Below are 26,451 nucleotides of genomic sequence, written 5' to 3' on the forward strand. Positions count from 1 at the left end.
TTATTACACTGAAAGGTGTGTTACATGTTAAGTTGATTGAACCGCCGTGTACCGAACGGTACGCACGGTGGTGTGAGAGGTCGAAAATTCCTCATCAAGAGGAATTTTCTCCTACTCGATTATTATGATAAAAAAGTTTGATGATGAAGACAAGGAGGTAAGGGATGATTAAGATTGGAATGCTTTTGCCTTATGAAGATATGCTGCTGATTGCAAAGCGTGTTTATGAAGCGACGGATGAGTCCATCAGAGAGGCATTGACGGCAGCGGCAGACCTGGCCAGAGTTGCAGAGAGTGAAAAACTGAATACGGCACAGTTTGAAACGGTACTGGATACATCCTTTAATGGTATTATCAAGTTAAATACGGCGGGTAATATTATCGTTATCAATAAAATGATTGAGAATCTCATTGGCAAGGATGAAGAAGAAGTTGTAGGCCTTCCGGTGGAAGAGATACTGCCGAATGTGGATAGAAGCCGTATAGAATCTATTTTAGAAGGAAAAAGTGAAAGCTATGTTTCCGGATTATTTGCATAACATAATAAAACAAAAAAATATAGTGAAATTGATAAATTTGAACTAAAATGGATAGTGTATCAGAAAAATACGTGAATGGGAGGAGTATATCATGAAAGAAGAATATCTTAAACTGAATGATGGCAGCAGGATGCCTCGTCTGGGGATGGGAACCTGGTATCTGGGAGAAAATAAGGCAGCAAGAAAACAGGAAGTTGAAGCATTGAGAGCAGGAATTCATGCTGGATGCAGTTTGATTGATACAGCGGAAATGTATGGCAGCGGCAAGTCGGAACAGTTAATAGGGGAGGCTATAAAAGGAATAGACAGAAGTTCACTTTTTATTGTTTCAAAAGTATATCCTCATAATGCGGGACGTGCCCATATTTTTGATGCGCTGGATCGTTCATTGAGAAATTTAAGGACAGATTATCTTGATTTATATTTACTTCACTGGCGTGGGCAGGTACCTTTGAGAGAGACCGTTGAGTGCATGGAGCAGTTGGTCAAAGAAGGAAAAATCCGCAGATGGGGTGTTTCTAATTTTGATACAGATGATATGGAAGAATTATTTTCTGTAAAAAATGGAGATCATTGTGCAGTGAATCAGGTATTATATCATCTGGGGTCAAGAGGAGTAGAATATGATCTGATGCCGTGGCTTGAAGAGCATCATGTTCCGCTGATGGCCTATTGTCCATTGGCACAGGGCGGTGATCTCAGAAGGGGACTGCTGAATAATAAGGCTGTTCAAATGGTCGCAGAGCAGAGACATATAACCGCCATGCAGGTGCTGCTGGCATTTGTACTGCATCATGAGAATGTGATTGCCATTCCTAGAAGCGGCAAAGCGGAGCATGTTCTTGAAAATTGTCAGGCGGCGGAAATTAAGCTGACAGAAGAGGAATACAGACTTCTTGATCGGGCATTTCCTGCGCCGGATCACAAGGTCTGGCTTGATATTGTTTAATTGAATGACAAAGTACAGGGCGGCCTGTATGTAAAGGTGATTTGTTTAGTCAGGGATGGAATAGATATATTTATCTATTCCATCCTTTTTTTGAGTATGTTATACTATATGGAGTCTGAATGAGATAGCATTGTAAATGTTGCAGTTTGTTAGGTGTTACATTTTTATAGAAGGAATGAATTCTGAGCAGTAAAATGCTGTCATTATCATAATGGAGGAAATAAAGAAATGGCGAAAGACCATAAGCAGGGAAAGAGAGGCCTGAATATTATTATCGTGGGCTGCGGCAAAGTTGGTGCCTCCCTGACGGAACAGTTATATAAGGAAGGACATGATATTACACTGGTGGACAGAAGTTCAGATCGTCTTCAGGCATTGACAGATATGTATGATGTTATGGGAATTGTAGGAAATGGTGCCAGTTATAAGATTCAGAGAGAAGCAGGTATTGACACTGCAGATCTGATGATTGCTGTGACAGATTCTGATGAGCTGAATCTGCTTTGCTGCACGGTAGCAAAGCGTGTGGGTGATTGTGCAGCCATTGCCCGTGTCCGTACACCGGATTACAGCGATGAGGCTTCTTATTTGAAGGAGAAGCTGGGGCTGGCAATGATCATCAATCCGGAGATGGAAGCAGCCAATGAGATTACGCATGTACTCAGCTTGCCGGCAGCATTAGGTGTCAACTCATTTGCACATGGACAGGCACAGATGATCCGTTTTAAGATTCCGGTGAATAACAGACTGGATGGCCAGAAGGTTATGGCCATGGCCAGAAATATTTCGGGTGATGTGCTTGTATGTGCTGTAGAGCGAGAAAAACAGGTATTTATTCCGGATGGTAATTTTGAGCTGCATCAGGGAGATGTTGTCTCTTTTATCGCTGCATCCAAAGCGGCAAAGGAGTTTTTTGAGCGTATCGGAATGCCGAACAAACCGGTGCATAATACGATGATCATCGGAGGCGGTAAGGCAGCTTATTATCTCGGCAAGATGCTGTTGGACATGGGAATTGAAGTCAAGATCATAGAGATGGACAGAAAGCGTTGCAGGGAGTTGAGTGTTTTGCTGCCTCAGGCAACGATCATCAATGGCGATGGTACAGATGAAGAACTGCTGAAGGAAGAAGAAATTGCTTATGTGGATTCACTTGTTCCACTGACAGGTATTGATGAGGAGAATGTGCTGCTGGCGCTCCATGCAAGGGAAGTTTCTGATGCCAAGGTCATTACCAAGGTGAACAGAAATGCTTTCCATAATCTTATCGACAAACTGGATCTTGGCAGTGTTATTTATCCGAAGTATATTACGGCGGAGGCGATTGTTGCCTATGTTCGTGCAAAACAGGCATCCATGGACAGCAGCAATGTGGAAACGATTTACCATATGTTTGATTCAAGGGCAGAAGCCATCGAATTTAATGTCAGTGCCAGTTCAAGGGTGACGGATGTGCCATTGAAAGACCTGAACACAAAAGATAATCTGCTGATCGCCTGTATTAATCGATACGGCAAAATCATTATTCCAGGTGGTATGGATTGTATTCAGGCTGGGGATACAGTTGTCATCGTAACAACACATACCGGTTTCCAGAATATTGAAGATATTTTGCGGTAGTGGAGGTGCCAGATGAACGGAGGAATGATCAGATTTATTCTGGGCAGTGTATTGAAAGTGGAATCGGTACTTCTTTTATTTCCTTGTATTGTCGCAGTTTTTTATAGAGAATCCGCAGGTTACTGGTTTTTGCTTACAGCAGTGCTGAGTTTTGTGATCGGCTATCTGATGGTAAGAAAGAAACCAGCCAATACGGTATTCTATCTGAAGGAAGGCTGCGTGACGACTGCGTTGTCATGGATTATGATCAGTCTGGTAGGCTGTCTGCCATTTTATTTGTCAGGAGAGATTCCTGCATTTACAGACGCGTTATTTGAAACGATATCAGGTTTTACAACAACAGGCGCCAGCATTTTGTCGGATGTCGAATGTCTGTCACAGAGCATTCTTTTCTGGCGGAGTTTCAGTCACTGGATTGGCGGTATGGGCGTGCTTGTTTTCCTTTTGGCGATTATCCCGCTGAGCGGCGGTTCACATATGAACCTGATGCGAGCGGAGAGCCCGGGGCCATCTGTGGGCAAGCTGGTGCCAAAGGTACGTGCGACAGCGCGTATTCTCTATTTAATTTATTTCGGCATGACCATTGTCGAGCTGATTTTCCTGCTTATTGGCAAAATGCCGTTTCTTGAAGCCATGATGATCACTTTTGGTACAGCAGGCACCGGTGGATTTGGTGTGCGAAATACAAGCATTGGCGGTTATTCAGCTTATATTCAGTGGGTTGTTGCCATTTTTATGATTTTATTCGGTGTCAACTTTAATGCCTATTACTTTTTATTGATGAAGCGCTTTAAGCAGGCCTTTGACATGGAAGAGGTCAAAGGTTATTTCCTGATCATTGCAGCAGCCAGTGCATTGATCTTTATCAATATCTATGACAAGACAATGACAGCTGCCGATACGATCCGCCATGTGGTTTTCCAGGTTGGATCTATGATGACATCTACCGGTTATTCTACGGTGGATTTTGATCTGTGGCCAAGTGCGTCGAAGGTGGTATTGATCATCATCATGTTTATTGGTGCCTGTGCGGGAAGTACCGGAGGCGGTATTAAGGTTTCGCGTGTTATTATGATGCTGAAGAGCGTGAAACGTGAATTAAATGCTTACCTCCATCCGAAGAGCGTCCGTACGATTAAGATGGAGGGCAAGGCACTGGATCAGGGAGCCATCAGTTCCGTAGCTGTTTACTGTATTACATTTACCCTGATATTTGCGGTATCTTTCCTTCTTGTGGCCTTGGAAGGAAGAGATCTGACCACGAATTTTACAGCCGTTTTGACAACGATGAACAATATGGGACCGGGGATGGCAGATGTTGGCCCGTCCAAGAACTTTGGCGGACTTTCAATATTGTCGAAATATGTCCTGATGTTTGATATGCTGGCGGGACGTCTGGAACTGTTCCCAATGCTCGTTTTATTCCATCCTGTATTATGGAAGGAAACATGGGAAGGCGGCAAACGAAGAAGAAGACGTCTGAAAAGGAAAAAAGTCTCTTGAGAATTAAAATATAACTGTGTGACAATGGCAGATAGTTGCCGGAAAGGCGGTAGATGATTGATGAAAGAACGATTACTGCGTGAATTTGCAGAACGGTTTGGAAATGCGGAAGGTGCACAGGTTTACTTTGCACCCGGACGTGTGAATTTGATCGGTGAACATACAGATTACAATGGCGGCCATGTATTTCCATGTGCACTGGATATTGGCACGTATGCGGTGGTTAGAAAACGTCAGGATAAGCGTTTGTTTTTTTATTCAATGAATTATCCTGAAACGGGCATTATCAACAGTTCACTGACTGGTCAGCTGGAACATGATGATGAGGATGGATGGGCCAATTATCCGAAGGGTGTGATATGGGCCTTTGAAGAAAAAGGTATGCAGCCGGCCTGTGGTTTTGAAATGATGGTTTACGGCAACCTGCCCAGCGGAGCAGGGCTGTCATCTTCTGCTTCCCTTGAGGTCTTGACAGGATGGGCACTTAGAGATATATTTGAATTTGAAGTATCCGATCAGGAGATAGCACTGATCAGTCAGCATGCGGAGAATACATTTAATGGTGTCCGCTGCGGTGTGATGGATCAGTTTGCTGTGGCCATGGGCAGAGCGCATCAGGCGATTTATCTGAATACAGAGAATTTGTCCTATCGTTATGTACCGGTACAGCTTCAGAATATGCAGCTGATCATTTCATGTACGAATAAGGAACGCGGTCTGGCTGATTCCAAGTATAACCTCAGACGCATGGAGTGTGAGCGGGCACTGGCTGATTTACAGAAAGTTGTATCGATCAGACAGGTTGGTGAGTTATCCATGGATGATTTTGAAAAATATCAGGCAGCGATTACTGACGATGTCTGCAGAAGGCGTGCAAGGCATGCTGTTTCAGAGAATGCGCGGACCATTCAGGCTGTGCAGGCTCTGGAGAACAATGATCTGAACCGATTTGGTCGGCTTATGAACGCATCCCATCAGTCCCTGAGGGATGACTATGAAGTCACAGGAGATGAACTGGATGCTTTAGTTGAAGCAGCATGGGATACAGAAGGTGTCTTAGGCTCCCGTATGACAGGCGCAGGTTTCGGTGGATGCACCATCAGCCTCGTCCGCACAGAAGCTGTCGACAATTTTATAAAAAACGTTGGTAGAATTTACAGACAGCAGATCGGCTATCCGGCCGACTTCTATATTTGCCAAATCGGCGGCGGCCCTAAAAAGTTATAACAGAAAGGATTTTATTATGAAAATTTTAGTATCAGGTGGTACAGGCTATATTGGTTCACACACATGTGTGGAACTTCTGAATAAAGGTTACGATGTTGTAGCCTTTGATAATCTTTACAATTCCAAGATAGATGTTGTTGACAGAGTGGAGAAGATTACAGGCAAGAAGCTGATTTTCTACAAAGCGGATATGCTGGACAAAGAGTCTATGCGTCCTATATTTGAAGAGCATAAGTTTGATGCGGTGATTCACTTTGCTGCACTCAAAGCCGTTGGCGAATCCGTTCAGAAGCCGCTGGCTTATTACAAGAACAATATTTCCGGTTCATTGAATTTATGCGAACTGATGAATGAATATGGCTGTAAGCGCATTATCTTCAGTTCTTCAGCAACTGTTTACGGTGCCCCGAAGACAGTACCGATCACAGAAGATTTCCCATTATCTACAACGAATCCATATGGTTCAACCAAGCTGATGCTTGAAAGAATCTTCTCAGATTTCTGTGTACCGGATCCGGAATGGAGCGTTGTACTGCTTCGTTACTTTAATCCAATCGGTGCCCATGAGAGCGGTCTCCTTGGTGAGAGCCCGAACGGTATTCCAAACAACCTGATGCCTTATATTGCACAGGTAGCAGCCGGCAAGCTGGAGTGTCTGGGGGTATTCGGCAATGATTATGATACACCGGATGGTACAGGTGTCAGGGATTACATCCATGTGGTTGACCTGGCAAAGGGTCATGTGAATGCTGTTGAGAAGGTAACTTCTTCTACAGGCGTGAATATTTACAATCTGGGTACAGGTATCGGTTACAGTGTACTGGATATTGTTAAGGCTTTTGAAGCTGCTAATGGTATCAAGATTCCTTATGTGATCAAACCGCGTCGTGCAGGCGATATTGCCATCTGTTATGCGAACCCTGGAAAGGCAAAGCGAGAACTTGGATGGGAAGCAAAGTATGATCTTGAACGCATGTGCAAAGATTCCTGGAATTTTACCAAGAAGAGTCTCGGCTTGGAATAGGACGGTTTTATGGCAGATTTAATAACATTTGTAACGGAAACCGGTCAGATTATCAGAGGTTCTGTGATGGGGGCTTTTGAGGACGATCTTTCAGGGAAGAATTATGTGATTTATACAGACAATTCCATCAATGAGACGGGTAATTATAATATTTATGCAGCGTCTTACGATCCGGAGCAGGAGGATGAACAGATTCTGATCCATGCCATTGAGACGGAGGCCGAATGGCAGCGAATTGAGATGATGATGCAGAAACTCAGCAAGGGTCCTGAAGGATACGGAGAATAGTCAGAATATTTTATAAAAATAGATATAGTTATAGACAAAATAACACAAATCTGGAAAATATAGTCATTCTTATAAATGAAATAAGAAAAACGAAAGACAGAAATTGTTGACACACCGAAAATCAGTGTTATACTAAAATTAGCAGATAGTTTGAAAACAATGACAGAAAGAGATGGTATTTTGTCATGCAAAGAGGCATGAATAGTGAGGAGTTCATGCCTCTTTTTGTTTTTAAGCACACGTAATAAGGAGGTAGTTACTATGAAAAAGATTTTGGCACTTGTATTGACCGTAGTAATGGCTGCTTCTCTTGCAGCTTGCGGTAATTCAGGAACAAAGGAAACACAGGCACCTGCATCAGGTGACAGTGAGACAGCCGCTGAGTCAACAGCAGCAGAATCTACAGGTGAGACAGCAGAGAAGGTTGGCGAAGGTGTAGATGTTAAGGATTTGAAAGTTGGTTTTATTTTTATCGGTGATGAGAATGAGGGTTATACAGCCGCTCATTATGCCGGTGCAAAGGGTATGCAGGAAGCACTTGGACTTTCTGATGATCAGATCATCATCAAATGGAACATTCCTGAAGATGAGACATGTTATGATGCAGCCGTAGACCTTGCAGACCAGGGATGCAATATCGTTTTTGCCAACAGCTTTGGTCATGAATCTTATATCCTTCAGGCCGCAGCTGAATTTCCGGATGTACAGTTCTGTCATGCAACAGGGTATCAGGCAGCCGGCAGTGGACTTGCCAATATGCACAACTACTTTACATCTATCTATGAATCCCGTTATGTATCAGGTGTCGTAGCCGGTATGAAACTGAATGAGATGATCGCGATGGCAAGATTACAGAAGATACAGCTAAGGTTGGTTATGTAGGTGCTTATCCATATGCAGAAGTTATCAGCGGTTTCACATCCTTCTTCCTTGGTGTAAGAAGTCAGTGTCCATCCGCTACAATGGAAGTGAAGTACACAAACAGCTGGGCAAGTTTTGACCTTGAGAAAGAATGTGCTGAATCTCTGATCGCAGATAAATGTGTTCTGATCAGCCAGCATGCAGATACAACAGGTGCGCCTACAGCTTGTCAGGCAGCAGGTGTTCCTTGTGTTGGTTACAATATTTCTATGATTGAAACAGCTCCTGATGCAGCTCTGACAAGTGCTTCCATTAACTGGGAACCTTATTATGAATATGCAACAAAATGCGTCATCGACGGTACAGCTATTGATACAGACTGGTGCAAGGGCTTTGCTGAAGGCGCAGACAAACTGACAGACCTCAATGACAAGGTCGTTGCAGAAGGTACAGCTGAAAAGGTTAAAGAAGTTGAAGATGCGATCATTGATGGCAGCCTTCATGTATTTGATACCTCTACATTCACTGTAAATGGCAAGGAACTGACAGATGCTGACAGCGAATACATCAGCGACGGTTATTTCCATGAATCTGAAAAAGCTTCTGCACCAGCTTTCGATTTCATCATCGATGGCATTACAGCAGTAACACAGTAATCGTATGATATCTGAAGTGGGGCTGTCGCATGACAGCCTCATTTTGGTATGTTGAAGGAGGCTTGATGGTGGAAGCAGTAAATGCCATTGAATTAAAAAATATTACAAAACGTTTTGGTGAAAAAGTCATTGCCAATGACAGTGTTAATCTGACCGTAAGAAAAGGAGAGATCCTGTCTCTTCTGGGTGAAAACGGAAGCGGTAAGACCACATTGATGAATATGCTGTCGGGTATTTATTTCCCGGATGAAGGACAGATATTTGTAAACGGCAAAGAAGTCATGATTTCTTCTCCGAAAGATGCTTTTGATCTGGGAATCGGAATGATCCATCAGCATTTTAAGTTAATCGAAGTGCTGACAGCAGCAGAAAATATCATTCTGGGATTGCCGGGAAAGATGACGTTGAACATGGATGAGGTCATCAAGGACATTCAGGCACTGGTTGATAAGTATGGATTTGAATTGGATTGCCGGAAGAAGATTTACGAGATGTCCGTATCAGAGAAGCAGACTGTTGAAATCGTGAAGATGCTTTATCGTGGTTCGGACATTCTGATTTTGGATGAACCAACAGCCGTTCTGACACCGCAGGAGACAGAGAAGTTATTTGCGGTACTCAGAAACATGAGAGCGGATGGTCGTTCTATTATTATCATTACACATAAATTGCACGAAGTACTGGCACTTTCAGACAGAGTTTCCGTTTTGCGTAAAGGTAAGTATATCGGTACGGTGAATACATGTGATGCAACAGAAAGTTCGCTGACAGAGATGATGGTGGGCGAAAAGGTCAGTCTGAATATTGATCGCCCGGAACCGGAGAATCCAAGGGAAATCCTAAAAGTATCCGGTCTTACCTGTCTGGATAATGAAGGGGTGAAGTCACTGGATGATGTCAGCTTTACTGCCTTTGGCGGCGAAATTCTTGGTGTGGCCGGAATTGCAGGCAGCGGACAGAAGGAACTGCTGGAGGCTATTACAAATCTTTGCCCGATTGCAGAAGGCACTATCAGCTGTGTGAACGAGCATGGAAAGGAAGTTGTTATTTCAGGCAAATCTCCGGAACAAATTTCCAAAGAAAGTATACATATTGCGCATATTTCCTTTGTCCCGGAGGACAGACTGGGTATGGGACTGGTTGCTTCCATGGATATGACGGACAATATGATGCTTCGCAGCTACAGAGAGGGCAAAGGTATATTTGCGGACAGAAAGAAACCGAGAGAGCTGGCTGAACGCCTGATTGACAAGCTTAGCATTGTGACACCGGGAGTTTCAACCCCTGTTGGGCGATTGTCCGGCGGTAATGTCCAGAAGGTACTTGTGGGCCGTGAAATTGCCATGCATCCGGATATTCTTCTTGTGGCTTATCCTGTGCGAGGCTTGGATATCAATTCTTCTTATCAGATTTATAATCTGATGAACGAGCAGAAGAAGAAAGGTGTTGCGGTTATCTGTGTTATTGAAGATTTGGACGTGTTGCTTGAAATATCTGACAGAATTCTTGTATTGTGTGGCGGCCGTGTAACAGGTATTGTAGACGGCAGAACAGCGACAAAGGATGAAATCGGATTATTGATGACGAAAGGACAGAAGGAGGAGAGCCATGTTTAAAGATTCTTCATTGCATATTGCGGCCAGGGATTCTATTGCCTGGTGGAAAGCATGGCTGATCAGACTGATTGCAGTGCTGCTTTCACTGATTGTCTGTGCGATCGTGATTTTTGGATTGACAAAGATGAATCCTGTTGAAGTATACAAAGGTATTTTTTCAGGTGCTGTCGGTACCAGCCGAAGAGCATGGGTGACGATCAGAGATACAATGGTTCTTCTGTTGATCGCTATCGGCCTGACACCGGCTTTCAAGATGAAATTCTGGAATATCGGTGCAGAAGGCCAGATTCTTGTGGGCGGTGCAGCTACGGCTGCATTAATGATTTATGCCGGCGATTCACTGTCGACACCGGTTCTGATGATTCTGATGTTTGTGGCCAGCATGGCAGCAGGTGTTATCTGGGGCGTTATTCCGGCGATTTTCAAGGCTTATTTCAATACAAATGAGACATTGTTTACCTTGATGCTGAATTATGTGGCTATGCAGATTGTTACATTCTGTATTGTTTACTGGGAAAATCCGGCAGGTTCCAATACGGTCGGTATTATCAATTCAGCGACCCGCGCCGGATGGCTGCCGGAACTGGGCGGACTGACTTACGGTTGGAATGTTGTGATTGTTCTTGTATTTACCATTGGCATGTATATCTATATGAAATACAGCAAGCAGGGCTATGAAGTTGCTGTTGTCGGTGAAAGCCAGGATACGGCCCGCTATGCCCGCATCAATGTAAAGCGCACCATTATCCGTACAATGGGTATTTCAGGCGGTATATGCGGTATTGCCGGATTCCTTCTGGTCAGCGGTGCCAGCCATACAATTTCTACATCAACTGCAGGCGGTCGTGGCTTTACAGCTATTATCGTTGCATGGTTATCCAAATTTAATGCATTCGTAATGATTCTTGTATCCTTCTTCCTTGTTTTCATGGAAAAAGGTGCTATTCAGATTGCGTCACAGTTCAATCTGAATGAGAATGCATCCGATGTTATTACAGGTATCATTTTATTCTTTATTCTGGGCAGCGAATTCTTTATCCGCTACAGAATTGCATTTACAAAAGCGCATAAGTAAGGGAGGCCGATGATATGAGTGCATTGATTGTTTTTATTCAAAAAGCCATTGCTCAGGGCATCGGTATGCTCTTTGGCGCAACAGGCGAGATTATTACAGAGAAATCCGGCAACCTGAATCTGGGCGTTCCGGGACTGATGTATATGGGCGGTATTGCCGGGTTGATGGGTGCTTTTATCTATGAAAGCGGAGCAGAGAATCCAAGCGGCATTGTGGGTGTGCTTATTTCCATGCTGTGTGCCTTGTTGGCTTCCGGTTTTGGTGCATTAATCTACAGTGTTCTGACCATTACATTGAGAGCTAATCAGAATGTTACAGGTCTTGCGCTGACAACATTCGGTGTTGGTTTCGGCAACTTTTTCGGTGGTTCTCTTTCACAGCTGGCAGGCGGTGTCGGTCAGATTTCCGTTGCTGTGACAGGCGGTACCTACCGTACCAAAATTCCGGGATTATCCAAGATCCCTGTTATCGGCGATGTTTTATTTTCCTATGGTTTTATGACTTATTTCGGCATTATACTGGCAATCCTTGTTTCATGGTTTATGTATAAGTCGAGAAAAGGTCTGAATCTTCGAGCAGTAGGTGAAAGCCCTGCCACAGCGGATGCAGCCGGTATTAATGTCACACTTTATAAATATCTGGCAACTATTATCGGTGGTGCCATCAGTGGTCTTGGCGGTTTGTATTTCGTTATGGAATATTCAGGCGGTACATGGACCAACAACGGTTTCGGTGACAGAGGCTGGCTGGCCATCGCCCTTGTTATCTTTGCATTGTGGAAGCCTATTAACGCTATCTGGGGATCTTTCCTCTTTGGTGCCCTGTATATCCTCTACCTCTATATACCGGGGCTTGGCCGTTCCATGCAGGAGATATTCAAGATGCTGCCATACCTTGTAACCATCGTCGTACTGATTTTCACAAGCTTCAGAAAGAAGAAAGAATATCAGCCGCCGGAGAGCCTTGGCAACTCTTACTTCCGAGAAGAACGATAATCAAAAAGTCGGCGTGGATTTTGTGAAATCTGCGGCGGCTTTTTGAACATAAGAAAGGTGTCGTTAGAAATGTCAATAGATATCAGAATAACGCAGAAAGGTTTATTAAAAAAGACACTGCCATTGCATGTGATTACAGGTTCTGATTTGTGCTATGGAACCAGCGATGGTATGAAATTAAAAGAAAATGATTTAAGTAGTGATGAAATCATTTTGTATCATTCGAATCATATATCCCGCGGCTTCAGTATCGAGTGGACACCGGAAAAAAAGGATTATGTGGATTTGCGGGCGTTAAGCCCCGACAGTCGTGAAGGACTGAATGATTTTTTCGCTGCAATACAAAGAATTGCATCTTATTGGAAATGTGAAATCGAGATGGACGGCAATATCACCGCGCTTTCGGAGCTTGTTTCGCTGATACCGGATATGCAGGCCTTTAATGAAACGGTTCTCGAAAGTGTTTGTGGGGATATTTTATCCGGCAAAAAGGAATCCCTGACATTGCACAGTGTCATGTTTCCGGTCGTCCTTGGTGTACCGGAAGCAGAAAAATTCAGACACGATGTGGATGCTTTCGGCAGATGGCTGCATGAAAAACAGTCTGTAGATGCCTATTATGCGCAGCCGCAGTTTTTCAGAACCGAGGTGGGTGTTGTCGGCAGATATGTAGTGACAGAAGATTGCCGGACAATCTTTCCTCTAAAAGGACAGGTGCCATTGGGAATTTCTGATCCGGAAACAGGGAAAGGGTTAAAATGTGACAGATATGAAGTTTATTTTTACTCAATCTCACAGGAAAAAATGCTGGGATATGTTTCATTTGAGACATTTATTGAAATAATCAAAGAGCAGGCAGAGAGATTCGATGGAGCGAATATCATTTTTGAAGGGCTGTCTATGGAGGCGCTACAAAAAATTGTGGAAACAGCTGTGTAGCACAGAAACAGAAGTGAAAAGCGTTTTACAATACCTGAATATGCCAATAAACTCCGAAACCGTCTAAACAGATGGCGGGTCTCTATAAACAAACAGTAGGCAGATTTTCGCGATTTTGCGAGCATAGCGACAGCTTTGAAGCATTGTCCGAGCCCGTAGGGCGAGTTTATGCGTAAAAGCTGTCAATATGCGGCGCAGCAAAATCGCGAAAATCAACGTGTTTGTTATAGAGACCCGCCATCTGTTTTTACGGTTGAGTTTTCTCATTGAGGCTGATAATAGCTCCTGACAAACTGTATAAATCGTCTAACATGGGGGAGCAGTGCATGTTCCTTCCTGTATACGATATAAAGTTTTCGCGTGGGTGCCGGATGCGCCAACGGGAAAATCAAAACCTGTCGGCTGGCATTCAGGTCCTGGACAGATTTGGCTGAGAGAATGGAGATGCCAAGTCCGTTAATGATGGAGCGTTTGACTGCTTCCAGGTCATTCATACGTGCTACAACATTGATGGCTCCCGATGCAATATGCTGCTGTTCAAGATACTGGTCGATGGCTTTTTTTGTACCGGAACCTTTTTCACGAAGAATAAAAGGTTCATTTAAAAAAGCTGCAATGGTTACATTTCCTTTGGAAATCTCCAGGTAATGGGGGGTAACCGGGGTGACGATGACAAGCTCATCCTCAAGAAAAGGGATAAAAATCAGCTCTGATGAATCAGTGGTCATTCCCACCAGTCCAAAATCAAGGCGGCCGTTTTCAACCTGCTGGATAATGCCCATGCTGTCAGATAATTCAGAATGAAAATAAATATCCGGGTTTAATTGACCGAAGGCACTGAGCACTTCAGGAAGCACATAGGAAGATGGAATGGTGGATGCCCCAAGTTCAATAATCTGTTTGTGAGAGCCGACAAATTCATTGAGAATATGATCCCGGATTTTCAGCATGGAGACTGCAGAATCATAGAGATCATATCCCTGAGGGGTGACGTGCAGTTTCTTTGTGGTGCGGGAAATGAGCTTGGTATCCAATTCCTTTTCAAGGGAAGCCACATGGGCGCTGACTGTTGGCTGGGTCAGAAAAAGATGGCGGGCGGCTTCAGAAAAGCTATTATAATCAACAACGGCCACAAAGGCCTCTAACTGTTTTAATTCCATACAAAAACTCCTGTTTATTGAAAAGAACAATAATCTTAAGGTTAAATAAAATAAATTCTGGGAAAAGGCCGTAAGTACGGTATTTTTTATGAAATTTATTGATTCTGTCTATAAATAGAGTATAATACAGTTGACATAAAATGGCAAGCACATTGTTTTTGGGGTGCTCGACTATTTGACTTTTAAGGTTAAATTCAGTATGCTGATGTTAGTAAGATTTTCTATTTATATAGGAGAGGAATCAAATGAAAAAGTTAGTAAGCAGTGTTCTTGTACTTTGCATGATTGCAGTAGCTTTAGCAGGCTGCGGAAATAAGAGCACAGAAACAACAAAGGCAACAGAAGCGACAGCATCAACAGAGGCAGCAGTTTCCACAGAAGCAGTATCTGAGACACAGGCAGCTGAGGGCGAAGCAGCAACTGTTCAGGTGTATATTGCAGCCAGCTTGAGCAATGCCATGGATGAAATTTCAGCCAATTATAAATCTGTTCGGCCAAATGTTGATCTTGTCTTTAATGCAGGCAGCTCAGGCAAGCTTCAGACACAGATCGAAGAAGGCGGCGCTTGTGATGTATTCTTCTCAGCAGCAACAAAGCAGATGAATGCGCTTGTTGAAGGCGGATATGTTCAGGAAGCAGATGTTACAGATCTTCTTGAGAACAAAGTTCAGCTGATCAAACCGGCTGGTACAGAGACAAAGGTTACAGGTTTTGAGAATATTACAGATGCGGCAAACCTTGCACTTGCAGCTGACACAGTTCCTGTTGGCCAGTATGCAAGAGAGATTTTTGACAACCTTGGTATTACAGATCAGGTAATGGCGATGGAGATTAATGAATGCGAAGACGTAAGTGCTGTACTTGCTGCAGTCAGCGAAGGCAGCAATGAAGTTGGTATCGTTTATGCAACAGATGCAGCTTCAGTTGCAGACAAGGTTGATGTTATCGCAACAGCCAATGATACAGAGCTTAAATCCAAAGTTATCTACCCTGTTGGTCTTGTAAAGAATACTGAAGCAGATGATGCTGAAGTTGCAGCAGCTAAGGCTTTTGTTGATTATCTCAAGACACCTGAAGCAGCAGCTGTATTCGAAAAATATGGATTTTCTTGCATCAATTAACATGAGTCCGTTGCTTATATCGTTGAAAACAGCGATTATAGCAACGGTGGTCGCTTTTTTTGGCGGGATTGCCTGTGCGAGATGGGCAATGAAATTGAAGCCGTTATCCAAGAGTATTCTGGATGGCATTCTGAATCTGCCACTGGTACTGCCGCCGACAGTTGCCGGCTTTTTGCTGCTGCTTATATTCAGCTTGAAGCGCCCCCTTGGTATTTACCTGTGGGAACATTATCAGCTTAAAGTTGTTTTATCCTGGCCGGGATGTGTTCTGGCGGCGACAGTGGTTGCATTCCCGTTGATGTATCGAAATGCAAGAGCAGCTTTTGAGCAGGTGGATGTGAATTATATTTATGCAGGAAGGACACTGGGCTTATCAGAGTGGACGATTTTCAGAAAGGTTGTTATTCCGGTAGCGGGACCGGGCATTGCATCTGGAACGATTTTAACATTTGCAAGAGCTTTGGGTGAATATGGTGCGACATCCATGCTGGCGGGCAATATTCTTGGAAAGACCAGAACCATGGCGGTGGCGATCGCCGCAGAAGTCAGTGCACAGAACTATGATGTGGCTGGTTTCTGGGTGATTGTTCTGGTGACCATTGCCTTTGTCTTTATTTTTGCAATCAACATCATAACCATGCATGGCATCAGCAAGATTCAAAGGTGGTAAAATGGCATTATCAGTAGAATTACATAAAAAGTTTAAGGGATTCCAGATGGATGTTGCTTTTGAGCATGATGGCGGCAGTCTTGGTATTCTCGGCGGTTCCGGTATGGGTAAGAGCATGACCCTGAAGATGATTGCAGGTCTGGTGAAGCCGGATTCAGGGAAAGTTATTGTGGACGGAAGGATTGTTTATGACAGTGCGGCTAAGATCGATATGCCGGCAAGAGAGCGACACATCGGCTATCTTTTTCAGCAGTACGCATTGTTTCCGACAATGACAGTGACAGAGAATATCGGCATTGCCATGAAGAAAAGCGGTGATGCGAAGAAGAAAGAAATTGACAGACTTCTGGAACAGTTTGCCCTTCAGAATCTTGGCGACCGTATGCCGAATGAATTATCCGGCGGACAGCAGCAGCGAGTAGCATTAGCCCGAATCCTTGCCAGTGAGCCTCAGATGCTTTTGCTGGATGAGCCATTTTCAGCGCTGGACAGTTTTTTGAAAGAGCAGCTTCTGGAAGATATGATCAGACAGCTCAGTGATTATGCCGGGGATGTGATTATGGTATCCCACAGCAGAGATGAAATTTATCAGTTCTGTGACAGACTGTTGATTCTGGATCAGGGCCGGGTTATTGTCACTGGTGACACCAAAGACATCTTTGATCAGCCGGGATACAGAGAAGCAGCCCGGCTGACAGGCTGCAAAAATATTACTGAGGCCATCAAAATTGCTGAAAACAGTATCGAAGTGCCGCATTGGCATTGTACGCTTGAAATGGACGAAACGGTCGCTGATGACATCCATGCCGTCGGTATCCGCGCCCATTATATCGACGTACTGACAGAAAAACCGGAGAATATGAAAAACGTTATCGGCGTCACTGTGGAAAATGTTTCAGAACTGCCCTTTGAATGGTATTGCTTTTTCAGAGTGCCGAATGGCGAGCGAATCTGGTGGAAAGTCGCCAAAGTCGGAGAACACGGAGCAGCTAAATACCTGCCTCAAAAAGGCGCCCATGTGTATCTGCACATGCCGCCGCAGAGCATCATTCTTCTGAAATAATGATTAATACTTGCAGCGAAACGCGCATGAGCAGTTAAAACTTAAGTCAGAAGAGAATAATAACGATTGCAGAGAGGGCAGGAAAAGGGTATAATACAAAGAGATTGTCTGAAACGGCAGTCTCTTTTTGAGTTTTATAAGATATTAGAGTAGAATATTATTGAAAGGAGTTGATACTTTGAGTAAATATTATTCTATACATGAATTTTCAAAAATTATAGGCGTATCTGTTCAGACATTACGAAATTGGGATGCCAATGGAAAACTTCATCCGCATCATACTACAGTAAGTGGCTATAGATATTATTCCGATGAGCAACTCAACTAGGTAATAAATGTAAAGCCTAAAAATCGCATTACAATTGGATATTGTCGCGTTTCAAGCCATAAACAAAAAGATGATTTGGAACGACAGATTGATAATGTCAAGACATATCTTCTGGCAAAAGGGCAGCCGTTTGAGATAATAAGTGATATAGGTTCTGGGATTAATTATAAGAAAAAAGGGCTTCAGGAATTGATCAGACGAATCTCTCAAAATCAGGTTGAAAAGGTTGTTGTTTTATATAAAGACAGGCTATTGCGATTTGGTTTTGAGTTGATAGAATATATCGCTTCACTTTATAATTGTGAGATTGAGATTATTGATAATACTGAAAAATCTGAACAGCAGGAACTTGTTGAAGATCTGGTTCAAATAATCACAGTATTCAGTTGCAAATTACAAGGAAAACGAGCGAACAAAGCTAAGAAATTTATCTGGGAATTGATGCAGCAGGAGGAAACAGATGGTAAAAGCCATAAAAGTAATGTTGATACCAAACAACGTACAGAAAACTAAGATGTTTCAGTACGCAGGAGCTTCTAGATTTGCTTATAACTGGGCTTTGGCCAGGGAAAAAGAAAGTTACGAAAAAGGTGGCAGATTCATTTCAGATTCAGAACTCAGAAAAGAATTTACAAAGCTTAGACATTCTGATGAATACGCATGGTTATTAAATATTTCAAATAATGTAACCAAATAGGCAATCAAAGATGCCTGTACTGCGTATAAGAACTTTTTCAAGGGTTTGCAAAAATTCCCAAGATTCAAGTCCAGAAAGAGATCAATGCCGAAGTTCTATCAGGACAACGTTAAGATACAATTCAGTAATACCCACGTTAAGCTTGAAGGATTTTCTTCCAGCAGGAAAGCAAATAAGCAAAAAAAGAATTGGGTAAGACTTGCAGAACATGGACGTATTCCAACAGATGTTAAATATATGAATCCGAGAATATCCTTTGATGGATTGAACTGGTGGATCAGTGTATGTGTAGAATTTCCTGACTGCAAGGAAACATTTAATGATGATGGAGTTGGCATAGACTTAGGGATTAAAGACTTAGCTGTCTGCTCTGATGCCGTTAAGTATAAGAACATCAATAAGAGTCAGAAAGTAAAGAAACTAGAAAAACAGAAACGTAGATTACAGCGTAGTATCTCTCGTTCTTACGAGAAAAATAAGAAAGGGGAAAGTTACTGTAAAACAAATAATGTAATCAAAAAGGAAAAACTTTTATTAAAACGAAATCACAGATTAACAAACATCCGTAAAAACTATTTGAATCAGACCATATCTGAGATCGTAAATCGAAAGCCAAGATTTATTTGTATTGAAGATCTGAATGTCAGCGGAATGATGAAAAATAGACATCTCTCCAAAGCAGTACAGGAACAAGGATTTTTTTGGTTTAGAAAACAGCTTGAATACAAATGCAATGATAAAGGGATTCAGCTTATTGTGGCTGATCGGTTTTATCCATCATCAAAGCTTTGCAGCTGCTGTGGAAACATCAAAGAAGATTTGAAGTTATCTGACAGGGTTTATAGATGTGAATGTGGGAATATGATTGACAGAGATTTCCAGGCATCTATAAATCTCAAGGCTTATGGAGAACGATTTGCAAGCTAACACTGAAACGTTAATGCAAATATGTACGGATACGTTAGTCCGGAATTTACGCCTATGGAGAGTACAAGAACTTGTGAGTAGATAGATATTTATATCATCAAAAGCATACTCGTTGAAGTAGGAATGAAACATGGAAGTTTATAACTTTTTATAAGTTTTCAGTAACGGTAGAATGATGATAGAATTTCAGTGTGATTATGCAGAAGGCGCCCATCCGAAGATTCTGGAGCGCCTGGTTGAGACAAACATGGATCAAACCCCAGGGTATGGTCTGGATCCTTATTGTGACGAGGCAAGACGTTTGATCCGTAAGGCCTGTGGCCGCGAAGATATTGATGTGCAGTTTTTAGTCGGAGGAACACAGACCAATACGACCATTATCTGCACTGCTCTTCGGCCATATCAGGGGGTGCTGACAGCAGCAAGCGGCCATATCAATGTTCATGAATCGGGAGCGATTGAGGCAACAGGACATAAAGTGCTGGCTCTGCCTTGCGATCATGCAGGAAAGATAACAGCTGAACAGATTAAAGCAGCCTATGAAGCACATATGAATGATGGCAGCTCAGAGCATATGGTTCAGCCGGGAATGGTATATATTTCCAATCCTACTGAGAACGGAACGATTTATTATAAGCAGGAACTGGAAGCAATCAGTCATGTCTGCCATGAATGCGGTATGCCATTATTCCTGGATGGTGCCCGCCTCGGTTATGGTCTGATGGCAGCAGATAATGATGTAACATTGGAAGACATTGCGAGATTGTGTGATGTTTTCTATATTGGCGGTACAAAAGTCGGTGCGTTGTTTGGTGAGGCTGTCGTGATAACGAATCCTGCCATTAGTAAAGACTTCCGCTATATGATCAAACAGCGCGGCGGCATGCTGGCAAAAGGACGGCTTCTTGGCATTCAGTTTCAGACGCTTTTTGAGGATGGACTTTACTGGCAGATATCCAGGCATGCCATTGATATGGCTATGAAACTCAAAAAAGCATTCCAGGCGTGCGGTTATGGCTTTTATGTGGAGAATTCAACAAATCAGCAGCTGCCTGTTTTGCCGGATGCTGTTCTTGAAAAATTAGCCGGGAAGTACAGTTATTCTTTCTGGGAGAAAACAGATGGGAGCCATAGTGCCGTGCGATTCTGCACAAGTTGGGCTACAAAGGAAGAAAATGTGGATGCCTTGATTGCGGATCTCAACCAAATCAGATCACAGATGATGTAAAATCTGCAAAGCACAGATGGTTATGTAATAATTTTGAAATAATTTAGAAATACACTTGAAATAGGCGCCCGAAAATGCTATAATTATGCACAGATGGGTTTTTATATACGATATATCGTGGAGGAACCCTATTATTATTGAGATTGAAACAGCGTTTTGGAAGGAGTATTTCATGAAACACGGTTTAAAGAGATTTACCAGATGTGTTCTGGTTGCTGCGCTCAGCGTTTCACTTGCAGTTCCGACAATGGCGGCAACGAAGGCAGAAGTCCAGAGCCAGATAGAGAATTTGAAGAGCCAGCAGAGCGAACTTGAGTCGCAGCTTGCATCATTGAAGAAGAATAAGTCAGATACAGAGTCCTATATTTCTGAACTGGACAGTAAGATCAAGACATATCTTGCACAGTTAGAGGAAGTATCCGCACAGCTTGAGCAGACAGAGTCTGAGATCAGCATTACGCAGGACAACCTGGCACAGGCCAAGGAAGATGAGAAGACACAGTATACAGCATTGAAGGCACGTATCAAGGCCATGTATGAATCCGGAGACGATGATTATCTCCAGATGCTGCTTGGTTCGGGCGATTTGAAGACAATGTTGAACAATCAGGAGTATATTTCCAAGATCAATGAGTATGACCACAATCTTCTTGTGAGTCTCCAGAATATCAGAGATCAGATTGCAGCATACGAAGCTCAGCTCGAAGAGCAGAAGGAGCTTCAGGAAGCTCAGAAGGAACAGTATGAAGTAGAGAAGGAATCTCTTGAGAAGATCGTTGCACAGAAGGAAGAAGAACTGGTTGCTATCGGTTCCGATATTGATTCTGTCAACTCTGATATTTCTTCTACACAGGAAGAGATTGATGCTGAGAACAGCCTGCTTCAGCAGATTGTTGAACAGGAACGTAAGGCAGCAGAAGAAGCAGCACGCAAGAAGGCTGCAGAGGAAGCAGCCAAGAAGAAAGCGGCAGAAGAAGCTGCTGCTAAGAAGAAGGCAGATGAAGAAGCTGCGAAATACAACAGCTCCAGTTCATCCAGCAGTTCAAGCTCCAGCTCAAGTAGTTCATCCAGCAGTTCCAGCTCCAGCTCAAGTAGCTCATCCAGCAGTTCCAGCGATTCATATTATGATGACAGCTCCAGCAGTTCCAGTTCATCCAGTTCAAGTACAGGTATGATCTGGCCTGTGGGCAGTTCATCCATCACTTCTTACTTTGGTTACAGAAGTTCACCGACAGCAGGTGCATCTTCTTACCATAGAGGTCTGGATATCGGTGCTTCAGCAGGTTCATCCATTTGGGCTGCAGCAAGCGGTACTGTTATAACTGCCAGCTACAACAGTGCGATGGGTAATTACATAGTTATCAGCCATGGAAATGGTGTCTGCACTGTTTATGAACATTGCAGTGCTTTATATGTCAGTGTTGGTCAGTCCGTATCACAGGGTGAGACAATCGCAGCCGTAGGTTCTACAGGTATTTCTACCGGTGCACATCTTCATTTTGGTGTGACTGTAGGTGGAGATTATGTGAACCCTCTGTATTATGTAAGTCCATAATTGAATAATGAATAGAAAAAGGGATTCGAGATTATTCGAATCCCTTTTGTGACTAAAATGCCCCGGGATGATCATAATCCCAGGGCATATTTTTATGTAATAGGAAATTCCGAGGAATTCCCTATTACATAAAAAGGCACTAACGCGCCTGTGATACGCACTCGCGCGAAGATGCAGATTGTCGCAAGTGACCGCGCTCGGCGCGAGAATGTGCCAAAGCACATTCTTTTTTACTTTATAAGATACTTTCTCTATTCCGGCATCAAATCCATCCGCCGTCCAGCCGGATGATCTGACCGGTCAGGTAACTGTGCTTTTGGGCTAAATCCAGAACAAGTTCAGCCACTTCCTCAGGACGACCGAAACGACCGGAAGGGATTTCCTCGGTTAAAGCAATGCGATCTGCTTCCGATAGGAAAGCGTTCATTTCGGTATCAATGGCTCCGCAGGCAACGGCATTGACCTGAATATTGCTTGGGGCCAGCTCTTTGGCCAGGGCCTGGGTGAAGGCATTGATGCCGCCTTTTGTTGCGGAATAAGCCACTTCACAGGATGCGCCGCAGCAGCCCCATACGGAAGAAATATTGATGATCTTGCCGGAATGTTCATGAACCATACCCGGTACGGCCAGTCGGCAGCTGTTAAAAACGGATGTCAGGTTGGTGTTGACAATGCGCTGCCAGTCATCCGGTGACATATCAGTTAATAAACCGATATAAGAGATACCGGCATTGTTGACAAGGACATCAATATGATGAAAACGTGCAATGGTCTCAGAAATCATGGCTTCCAGCTGATGGTAGTCGCCGGTATCGCCGGTGAAAATAAGACAATCGGTGTGATATTGGCTGATGATCAGCTGCTGCAGATCTTCAAGCAGCTGTGTGTTTTGCCGACAGCAGAGGGCAAGCTGATAGCCGGCGGCTGCAAAACGGATGGCGATGGCACGCCCAATCCCTCTTGAGGCACCGGTTATAAAAACGGTTTTGTTCGTTGTCATGATAAAAACTCCAATGCTATTTCAGTGCTTTCTTGAGCACTTCGGATATTTCGTTGATCTTGGTTTCACGTTCACGGTCATCTGCGTGAAGAACACAACATTTTAAATGGGCATCAAGAATTTCGATATTGACCTTTTTCAGGATGGCAATGGTAGCCATAATCTGATTGGAAATGTCGATGCAGTATTTGTCATCATCGATCATCTTGTTCAGACCGTCAATCTGTCCCTTTGCTGTATTGAGCAGCCTTTTAATATTCTGCTGTTCTGCTTTCATGGCGAGCTCCTTTCGTTGGCACCCTCTAGGGGTGTCTGTATTAATTATTATTCTAGCATTTTTATGAGTGTGATTCAATGTCAAGCTGCATGTTTTTTTCAATAAGGAGCATTGACTTTTATTTTTATTAGGTATAGAATAAAAATGACCCCAGGGGGGTGGGGTAACTTGACGGTATGAGACATTTCAGGTTTCGTGTGGAATGGTTCGCTTATTTTGGGAAAAACTACTATATTATTTTTAGTAAAATTTGCAGATCTGATCGTTTGCGAATACGAGAGAGAATGGAGGATAGAGATTCATGCAGCAATTTATTGTGACAGGTATGAGCTGTGCAGCCTGCAGTGCCCGTGTGGAGAAAGCTGTCTCGAAGGTGGAGGGGGTTACCTCCTGTTCAGTCAGTCTTTTGACTAATTCCATGGGTGTGGAAGGGACGGCAGCTGATCAGGCGATTATTCAGGCAGTGGAAGCGGCCGGTTATGGAGCCTCCGTGAAGGGTGAGGCTGCAGAGCATTCAGGGGCTTCATCGATGGCAGCTGAGGAGGAGATGCTGAAGGATCATGACACACCGGTTCTGAAGCGGAGACTTCTGGCGTCGCTGGGATTTTTGATTGTATTGATGTATTTTTCCATGGGACACATGATGTGGGGATGGCCGCTGCCGGCATTTTTTGAGAACAATCATATAGCCATGGGGCTTGTTCAGCTGCTGTTGACAGGGATTGTCATGGTCATCAATCAGAAGTTTTTCATCAGTGGTTTTACAAGTCTTGCGCATCGTGCCCCGAATATGGATACGCTGGTGGCTCTTGGCTCTACGGCGGCTTTTGGATACAGTACGTATGCGTTATTTGCCATGACAGATGCTCAGGTGAAGGGCGATATGGAGATGGTCATGCATTATATGCATGAGTTCTATTTTGAATCTGCAGCCATGATTTTGACACTGATCACAGTGGGCAAGATGCTGGAGGCACGCTCAAAGGGCAAGACAACAGATGCACTCAAAGGGCTGATGAAACTGGCTTCGAAGACAGCGGTTGTGGAACGGAATGGTCAGGAAGTTACTGTTCCGATTGAGCAGGTGAAGAAAGGAGATATATTCCTTGTACGTCCGGGAGAGAATGTGCCGGTGGATGGTGTGATCCTGGAAGGAACCAGTGCTTTGAATGAGGCGGCTTTGACAGGTGAAAGCATTCCTGTGGACAAGAAGCCGGGGGATGTCGTATCGGCTGCAACCTTGAATCAGTCAGGATTTATCCGCTGTGAGGCCACCCGTGTCGGTGAAGATACCACATTATCCCAGATTATCCAGATGGTCAGTGATGCAGCGGCGACAAAGGCACCGATTGCCAAGATTGCAGATAAGGTTTCAGGTGTTTTTGTACCGGCGGTGATCACCATTGCGGTCATTACGATGATCGTGTGGCTGCTGGCAGGAGAAAGTGTTGGTTTTGCTTTGGCGAGGGGCATTTCCGTACTGGTTATCAGCTGTCCGTGTGCCCTTGGTCTTGCCACACCGGTGGCGATTATGGTGGGCAATGGTATGGGTGCCAAGAATGGTATCCTCTTTAAGACAGCTGTTTCACTGGAAGAGACAGGCAAGGTTCAAATTGTTGCCCTGGATAAGACAGGTACCATCACCAACGGTGAACCGGTTGTTACAGATATGGTTCCTGCGGAGGGTGTGACAGAAGAATCATTGCTAGCGTTGGCAGCCAGCCTTGAGAAACGCAGTGAACATCCGTTGGCAAAGGCAATTTTGAAATATGTCGGAGAGCAGCATCTGACCGTCGAAGACGTTTCTGAGTTTGAAGCACTTCCGGGCAATGGACTGACAGCTGTCAGAAATGGTGTCAAATTGGCCGGCGGCAATTATGCATTTATCAGAACCCAGACGGAAGTGTCAGAGGATTTGCTGAAACAGTCAGAGGCATTGGCGGAACAGGGGAAGACACCGATGTTTTTCTCAGAGAATGGAAGATTGGCCGGTATTATTGCCGTTGCAGATACCATGAAGGAAGACAGCAGACAGGCTGTCAGTGAACTTCGGAATATGGGCATCCGGGTTGTGATGCTGACCGGTGACAATGAGAGAACAGCCAGAGCCATCGGTGCACAGGCCGGTGTGGATGATGTGATTGCCGGTGTGCTTCCGGATGGTAAAGAGAGTGTGATCCGAAAGTTGCAGCAATATGGCAAGGTAGCGATGGTGGGGGATGGTATCAACGATGCGCCTGCACTGACAAGAGCTGATATGGGTATCGCCATCGGTGCCGGTACGGATGTGGCCATTGATGCTGCTGATGTGGTGCTGATGAAGAGCCGGCTCAGTGATGTGGTAGCCGCTGTTCGTCTGAGCCGTGCAACCTTAAGAAATATTCATGAGAATCTTTTCTGGGCATTTTTCTACAACGTGATCGGTATTCCGCTGGCAGCAGGTGTGTGGATCCCGATTTTCGGATGGACATTAAACCCGATGTTCGGTGCGGCGGCCATGAGCTTGTCCAGCTTCTGTGTTGTCACCAATGCACTGCGCTTGAACCTTTTTAACATGCATGATGCAAAAAAGGACAAAAAGTTGAAAAATCCTGCTATAATAAAAGAACTGGTGGATAACAATAAAACCAATCATAATCAAGAAAATAAGGAGATAGGAACAATGAAGAAAACAATGAAAATCGAAGGTATGATGTGTGGTCACTGTGAAGCAACTGTCAAGAAAGCACTGGAAGGCCTTGATGGCGTGACATCTGCGGAAGTCAGCCATGAAGCCGGTACAGCAGTCGTAGAACTCTCAACAGACGTAGCAGATGACGTTCTGAAGAAAACAGTCGAAGATAAAGACTACAAAGTAACAGCCATTAACTAGTCCAACATTTAAAGTCATCCAACTGAGGTTCCAATGAAAATTCATCACAGGCTCGTTTATATTGACAGGGGTTTGTGTGAAAAGGTTCATTTGGAACCTCATTTTGACATTCACCATATTTATCTCAAAATAATTACGAAGGTGAGTTGCAAAAGTAACTTCTACTTTGCAGAAGTAAATTCTACTTTGCAGGGTTAAATTCTATACAAAATAGAAAAATAATGACTTAGATATATGAAATCCCTGAAAACGGAGTTAAAA

Annotated in this window: 22 protein-coding genes and 2 pseudogenes; 21 read left to right on the forward strand and 3 right to left on the reverse strand. The window is 43.8% G+C overall.

Annotation, left to right across the window (positions count from 1 at the left end; translation table 11 throughout):
- The first annotated feature begins 164 nt into the window (after nucleotides 1–164).
- The 12 genes and pseudogenes from NBH03_RS14805 to NBH03_RS14860 all read left to right on the forward strand — a co-directional run bounded on the left by NBH03_RS14805 (nucleotide 165) and on the right by NBH03_RS14860 (nucleotide 13,292).
- A complete protein-coding gene (locus NBH03_RS14805; protein ID WP_250800020.1) occupies nucleotides 165–539 on the forward strand; it encodes a PAS domain S-box protein in 375 nt (124 codons plus the stop codon).
- 91 nt (nucleotides 540–630) lie between these two features.
- Entirely contained in the window at nucleotides 631–1,488 is an 858-nt protein-coding gene (locus tag NBH03_RS14810) for an aldo/keto reductase (protein WP_250800021.1), read from the forward strand.
- 228 nt (nucleotides 1,489–1,716) lie between these two features.
- A complete protein-coding gene (gene trkA, locus NBH03_RS14815) occupies nucleotides 1,717–3,108 on the forward strand; it encodes a Trk system potassium transporter TrkA (RefSeq protein ID WP_250800022.1) in 1,392 nt (463 codons plus the stop codon).
- A gap of 12 nt (nucleotides 3,109–3,120) precedes the next feature.
- Nucleotides 3,121–4,611 (forward strand): TrkH family potassium uptake protein, encoded by a 1,491-nt coding sequence (locus NBH03_RS14820; RefSeq protein ID WP_250800023.1) that lies wholly within the window; start codon nucleotides 3,121–3,123, stop codon nucleotides 4,609–4,611.
- A gap of 60 nt (nucleotides 4,612–4,671) precedes the next feature.
- Nucleotides 4,672–5,838 (forward strand): galactokinase, encoded by a 1,167-nt coding sequence (locus tag NBH03_RS14825; RefSeq protein WP_250800024.1) that lies wholly within the window; start codon nucleotides 4,672–4,674, stop codon nucleotides 5,836–5,838.
- A gap of 16 nt (nucleotides 5,839–5,854) precedes the next feature.
- Nucleotides 5,855–6,862 (forward strand): UDP-glucose 4-epimerase GalE, encoded by a 1,008-nt coding sequence (gene galE / locus NBH03_RS14830; RefSeq protein ID WP_015512614.1) that lies wholly within the window; start codon nucleotides 5,855–5,857, stop codon nucleotides 6,860–6,862.
- A 9-nt stretch (nucleotides 6,863–6,871) separates the two neighbouring features.
- Entirely contained in the window at nucleotides 6,872–7,150 is a 279-nt protein-coding gene (locus tag NBH03_RS14835) for a DUF1292 domain-containing protein (protein WP_117528922.1), read from the forward strand.
- 261 nt (nucleotides 7,151–7,411) lie between these two features.
- Nucleotides 7,412–8,667 (forward strand): annotated as a pseudogene (locus tag NBH03_RS16165) (BMP family ABC transporter substrate-binding protein).
- 65 nt (nucleotides 8,668–8,732) lie between these two features.
- Nucleotides 8,733–10,283 carry an ABC transporter ATP-binding protein gene (locus NBH03_RS14845; protein WP_215688860.1) on the forward strand — a complete coding sequence of 517 codons (1,551 nt, stop codon included), beginning with the start codon at nucleotides 8,733–8,735 and terminating at the stop codon, nucleotides 10,281–10,283.
- A complete protein-coding gene (locus NBH03_RS14850) occupies nucleotides 10,276–11,358 on the forward strand; it encodes an ABC transporter permease (protein ID WP_250800025.1) in 1,083 nt (360 codons plus the stop codon). Before NBH03_RS14845 ends, NBH03_RS14850 begins: the two co-directional genes overlap by 8 nt.
- Nucleotides 11,359–11,372: 14 nt before the next feature.
- Nucleotides 11,373–12,353, forward strand: coding sequence for an ABC transporter permease (locus tag NBH03_RS14855; protein ID WP_015512619.1), 981 nt, complete (start codon nucleotides 11,373–11,375; stop codon nucleotides 12,351–12,353).
- A 69-nt stretch (nucleotides 12,354–12,422) separates the two neighbouring features.
- The gene (locus tag NBH03_RS14860) at nucleotides 12,423–13,292 is read left to right on the forward strand and encodes a DUF4299 family protein (RefSeq protein ID WP_250800026.1); all 870 of its coding nucleotides are present in this window, start codon (nucleotides 12,423–12,425) and stop codon (nucleotides 13,290–13,292) included.
- Nucleotides 13,293–13,555: 263 nt separating this feature from the next.
- Here NBH03_RS14860 and NBH03_RS14865 read toward each other — a convergent pair whose 3' ends face one another.
- A complete protein-coding gene (locus NBH03_RS14865; RefSeq protein ID WP_250800027.1) occupies nucleotides 13,556–14,452 on the reverse strand; it encodes a selenium metabolism-associated LysR family transcriptional regulator in 897 nt (298 codons plus the stop codon).
- A gap of 245 nt (nucleotides 14,453–14,697) precedes the next feature.
- Between NBH03_RS14865 and modA the strand changes: the two genes are divergently transcribed.
- From modA to NBH03_RS14900, 8 genes and pseudogenes are all read left to right on the forward strand, one after another.
- A complete protein-coding gene (modA, locus tag NBH03_RS14870) occupies nucleotides 14,698–15,573 on the forward strand; it encodes a molybdate ABC transporter substrate-binding protein (RefSeq protein WP_250800028.1) in 876 nt (291 codons plus the stop codon).
- Nucleotides 15,551–16,243, forward strand: a complete 693-nt coding sequence (gene modB / locus NBH03_RS14875) for a molybdate ABC transporter permease subunit (protein WP_215688856.1) — start codon at nucleotides 15,551–15,553, stop codon at nucleotides 16,241–16,243. Before modA ends, modB begins: the two co-directional genes overlap by 23 nt.
- Before the next feature lies 1 nt (nucleotide 16,244).
- Nucleotides 16,245–17,306: a sulfate/molybdate ABC transporter ATP-binding protein gene (locus NBH03_RS14880; protein ID WP_250800029.1), complete on the forward strand. Its 1,062-nt coding sequence runs from the start codon at nucleotides 16,245–16,247 to the stop codon at nucleotides 17,304–17,306.
- Between the two features lie 178 nt (nucleotides 17,307–17,484).
- Nucleotides 17,485–18,147 (forward strand): annotated as a pseudogene (locus NBH03_RS14885) (IS607 family transposase).
- Nucleotides 18,095–18,331: a helix-turn-helix domain-containing protein gene (locus NBH03_RS16035; RefSeq protein WP_331476170.1), complete on the forward strand. Its 237-nt coding sequence runs from the start codon at nucleotides 18,095–18,097 to the stop codon at nucleotides 18,329–18,331. The pseudogene NBH03_RS14885 and the gene NBH03_RS16035 overlap by 53 nt, the downstream one beginning before the upstream one ends.
- A 3-nt stretch (nucleotides 18,332–18,334) precedes the next feature.
- Nucleotides 18,335–19,258 (forward strand): RNA-guided endonuclease InsQ/TnpB family protein, encoded by a 924-nt coding sequence (locus NBH03_RS14890; protein WP_331476173.1) that lies wholly within the window; start codon nucleotides 18,335–18,337, stop codon nucleotides 19,256–19,258.
- Between the two features lie 175 nt (nucleotides 19,259–19,433).
- The gene (locus NBH03_RS14895; protein ID WP_250800033.1) at nucleotides 19,434–20,486 is read left to right on the forward strand and encodes a threonine aldolase family protein; all 1,053 of its coding nucleotides are present in this window, start codon (nucleotides 19,434–19,436) and stop codon (nucleotides 20,484–20,486) included.
- 172 nt (nucleotides 20,487–20,658) lie between these two features.
- A complete protein-coding gene (locus NBH03_RS14900; RefSeq protein WP_250800030.1) occupies nucleotides 20,659–22,041 on the forward strand; it encodes a murein hydrolase activator EnvC family protein in 1,383 nt (460 codons plus the stop codon).
- A gap of 262 nt (nucleotides 22,042–22,303) precedes the next feature.
- Here the strand turns inward: NBH03_RS14900 and ymfI are convergent, their stop codons facing one another.
- Nucleotides 22,304–23,041: an elongation factor P 5-aminopentanone reductase gene (gene ymfI / locus NBH03_RS14905; RefSeq protein WP_250800031.1), complete on the reverse strand. Its 738-nt coding sequence runs from the start codon at nucleotides 23,039–23,041 to the stop codon at nucleotides 22,304–22,306.
- 16 nt (nucleotides 23,042–23,057) lie between these two features.
- Nucleotides 23,058–23,318 carry a metal-sensing transcriptional repressor gene (locus NBH03_RS14910; protein WP_015512628.1) on the reverse strand — a complete coding sequence of 87 codons (261 nt, stop codon included), beginning with the start codon at nucleotides 23,316–23,318 and terminating at the stop codon, nucleotides 23,058–23,060.
- Nucleotides 23,319–23,619: 301 nt separating this feature from the next.
- Here NBH03_RS14910 and NBH03_RS14915 point away from each other — a divergent pair, with 301 nt between their 5' ends.
- Nucleotides 23,620–26,190, forward strand: a complete 2,571-nt coding sequence (locus tag NBH03_RS14915; protein ID WP_250800032.1) for a heavy metal translocating P-type ATPase — start codon at nucleotides 23,620–23,622, stop codon at nucleotides 26,188–26,190.
- Nucleotides 26,191–26,451 lie beyond the last annotated feature (261 nt).

Origin of the sequence: Coprococcus intestinalis, from assembly GCF_023656595.1 — a bacterium.
GTDB classification, from domain to species: domain Bacteria; phylum Bacillota; class Clostridia; order Lachnospirales; family Lachnospiraceae; genus Coprococcus_A; species Coprococcus_A intestinihominis.

Bases quoted from the DNA above. Each gene is read 5' to 3' on its own strand.
- NBH03_RS14810 (WP_250800021.1), top strand. From the start codon at position 631: ATGAAAGAAGAATATCTTAAACTGAATGATGGCAGCAGGATGCCTCGT.
- NBH03_RS14900 (WP_250800030.1), top strand. From the start codon at position 20,659: ATGAAACACGGTTTAAAGAGATTTACCAGATGTGTTCTGGTTGCTGCG.
- NBH03_RS14865 (WP_250800027.1), bottom strand. From the start codon at position 14,452: ATGGAATTAAAACAGTTAGAGGCCTTTGTGGCCGTTGTTGATTATAAT.
- NBH03_RS14895 (WP_250800033.1), top strand. From the start codon at position 19,434: ATGATAGAATTTCAGTGTGATTATGCAGAAGGCGCCCATCCGAAGATT.
- trkA (WP_250800022.1), top strand. From the start codon at position 1,717: ATGGCGAAAGACCATAAGCAGGGAAAGAGAGGCCTGAATATTATTATC.
- NBH03_RS14805 (WP_250800020.1), top strand. From the start codon at position 165: ATGATTAAGATTGGAATGCTTTTGCCTTATGAAGATATGCTGCTGATT.
- modB (WP_215688856.1), top strand. From the start codon at position 15,551: ATGGATTTTCTTGCATCAATTAACATGAGTCCGTTGCTTATATCGTTG.
- NBH03_RS16035 (WP_331476170.1), top strand. From the start codon at position 18,095: ATGGTAAAAGCCATAAAAGTAATGTTGATACCAAACAACGTACAGAAA.
- ymfI (WP_250800031.1), bottom strand. From the start codon at position 23,041: ATGACAACGAACAAAACCGTTTTTATAACCGGTGCCTCAAGAGGGATT.
- NBH03_RS14845 (WP_215688860.1), top strand. From the start codon at position 8,733: ATGGTGGAAGCAGTAAATGCCATTGAATTAAAAAATATTACAAAACGT.
- galE (WP_015512614.1), top strand. From the start codon at position 5,855: ATGAAAATTTTAGTATCAGGTGGTACAGGCTATATTGGTTCACACACA.
- NBH03_RS14860 (WP_250800026.1), top strand. From the start codon at position 12,423: ATGTCAATAGATATCAGAATAACGCAGAAAGGTTTATTAAAAAAGACA.
- NBH03_RS14825 (WP_250800024.1), top strand. From the start codon at position 4,672: ATGAAAGAACGATTACTGCGTGAATTTGCAGAACGGTTTGGAAATGCG.
- NBH03_RS14915 (WP_250800032.1), top strand. From the start codon at position 23,620: ATGCAGCAATTTATTGTGACAGGTATGAGCTGTGCAGCCTGCAGTGCC.
- NBH03_RS14910 (WP_015512628.1), bottom strand. From the start codon at position 23,318: ATGAAAGCAGAACAGCAGAATATTAAAAGGCTGCTCAATACAGCAAAG.
- NBH03_RS14820 (WP_250800023.1), top strand. From the start codon at position 3,121: ATGAACGGAGGAATGATCAGATTTATTCTGGGCAGTGTATTGAAAGTG.
- NBH03_RS14880 (WP_250800029.1), top strand. From the start codon at position 16,245: ATGGCATTATCAGTAGAATTACATAAAAAGTTTAAGGGATTCCAGATG.
- NBH03_RS14835 (WP_117528922.1), top strand. From the start codon at position 6,872: ATGGCAGATTTAATAACATTTGTAACGGAAACCGGTCAGATTATCAGA.
- modA (WP_250800028.1), top strand. From the start codon at position 14,698: ATGAAAAAGTTAGTAAGCAGTGTTCTTGTACTTTGCATGATTGCAGTA.
- NBH03_RS14850 (WP_250800025.1), top strand. From the start codon at position 10,276: ATGTTTAAAGATTCTTCATTGCATATTGCGGCCAGGGATTCTATTGCC.
- NBH03_RS14855 (WP_015512619.1), top strand. From the start codon at position 11,373: ATGAGTGCATTGATTGTTTTTATTCAAAAAGCCATTGCTCAGGGCATC.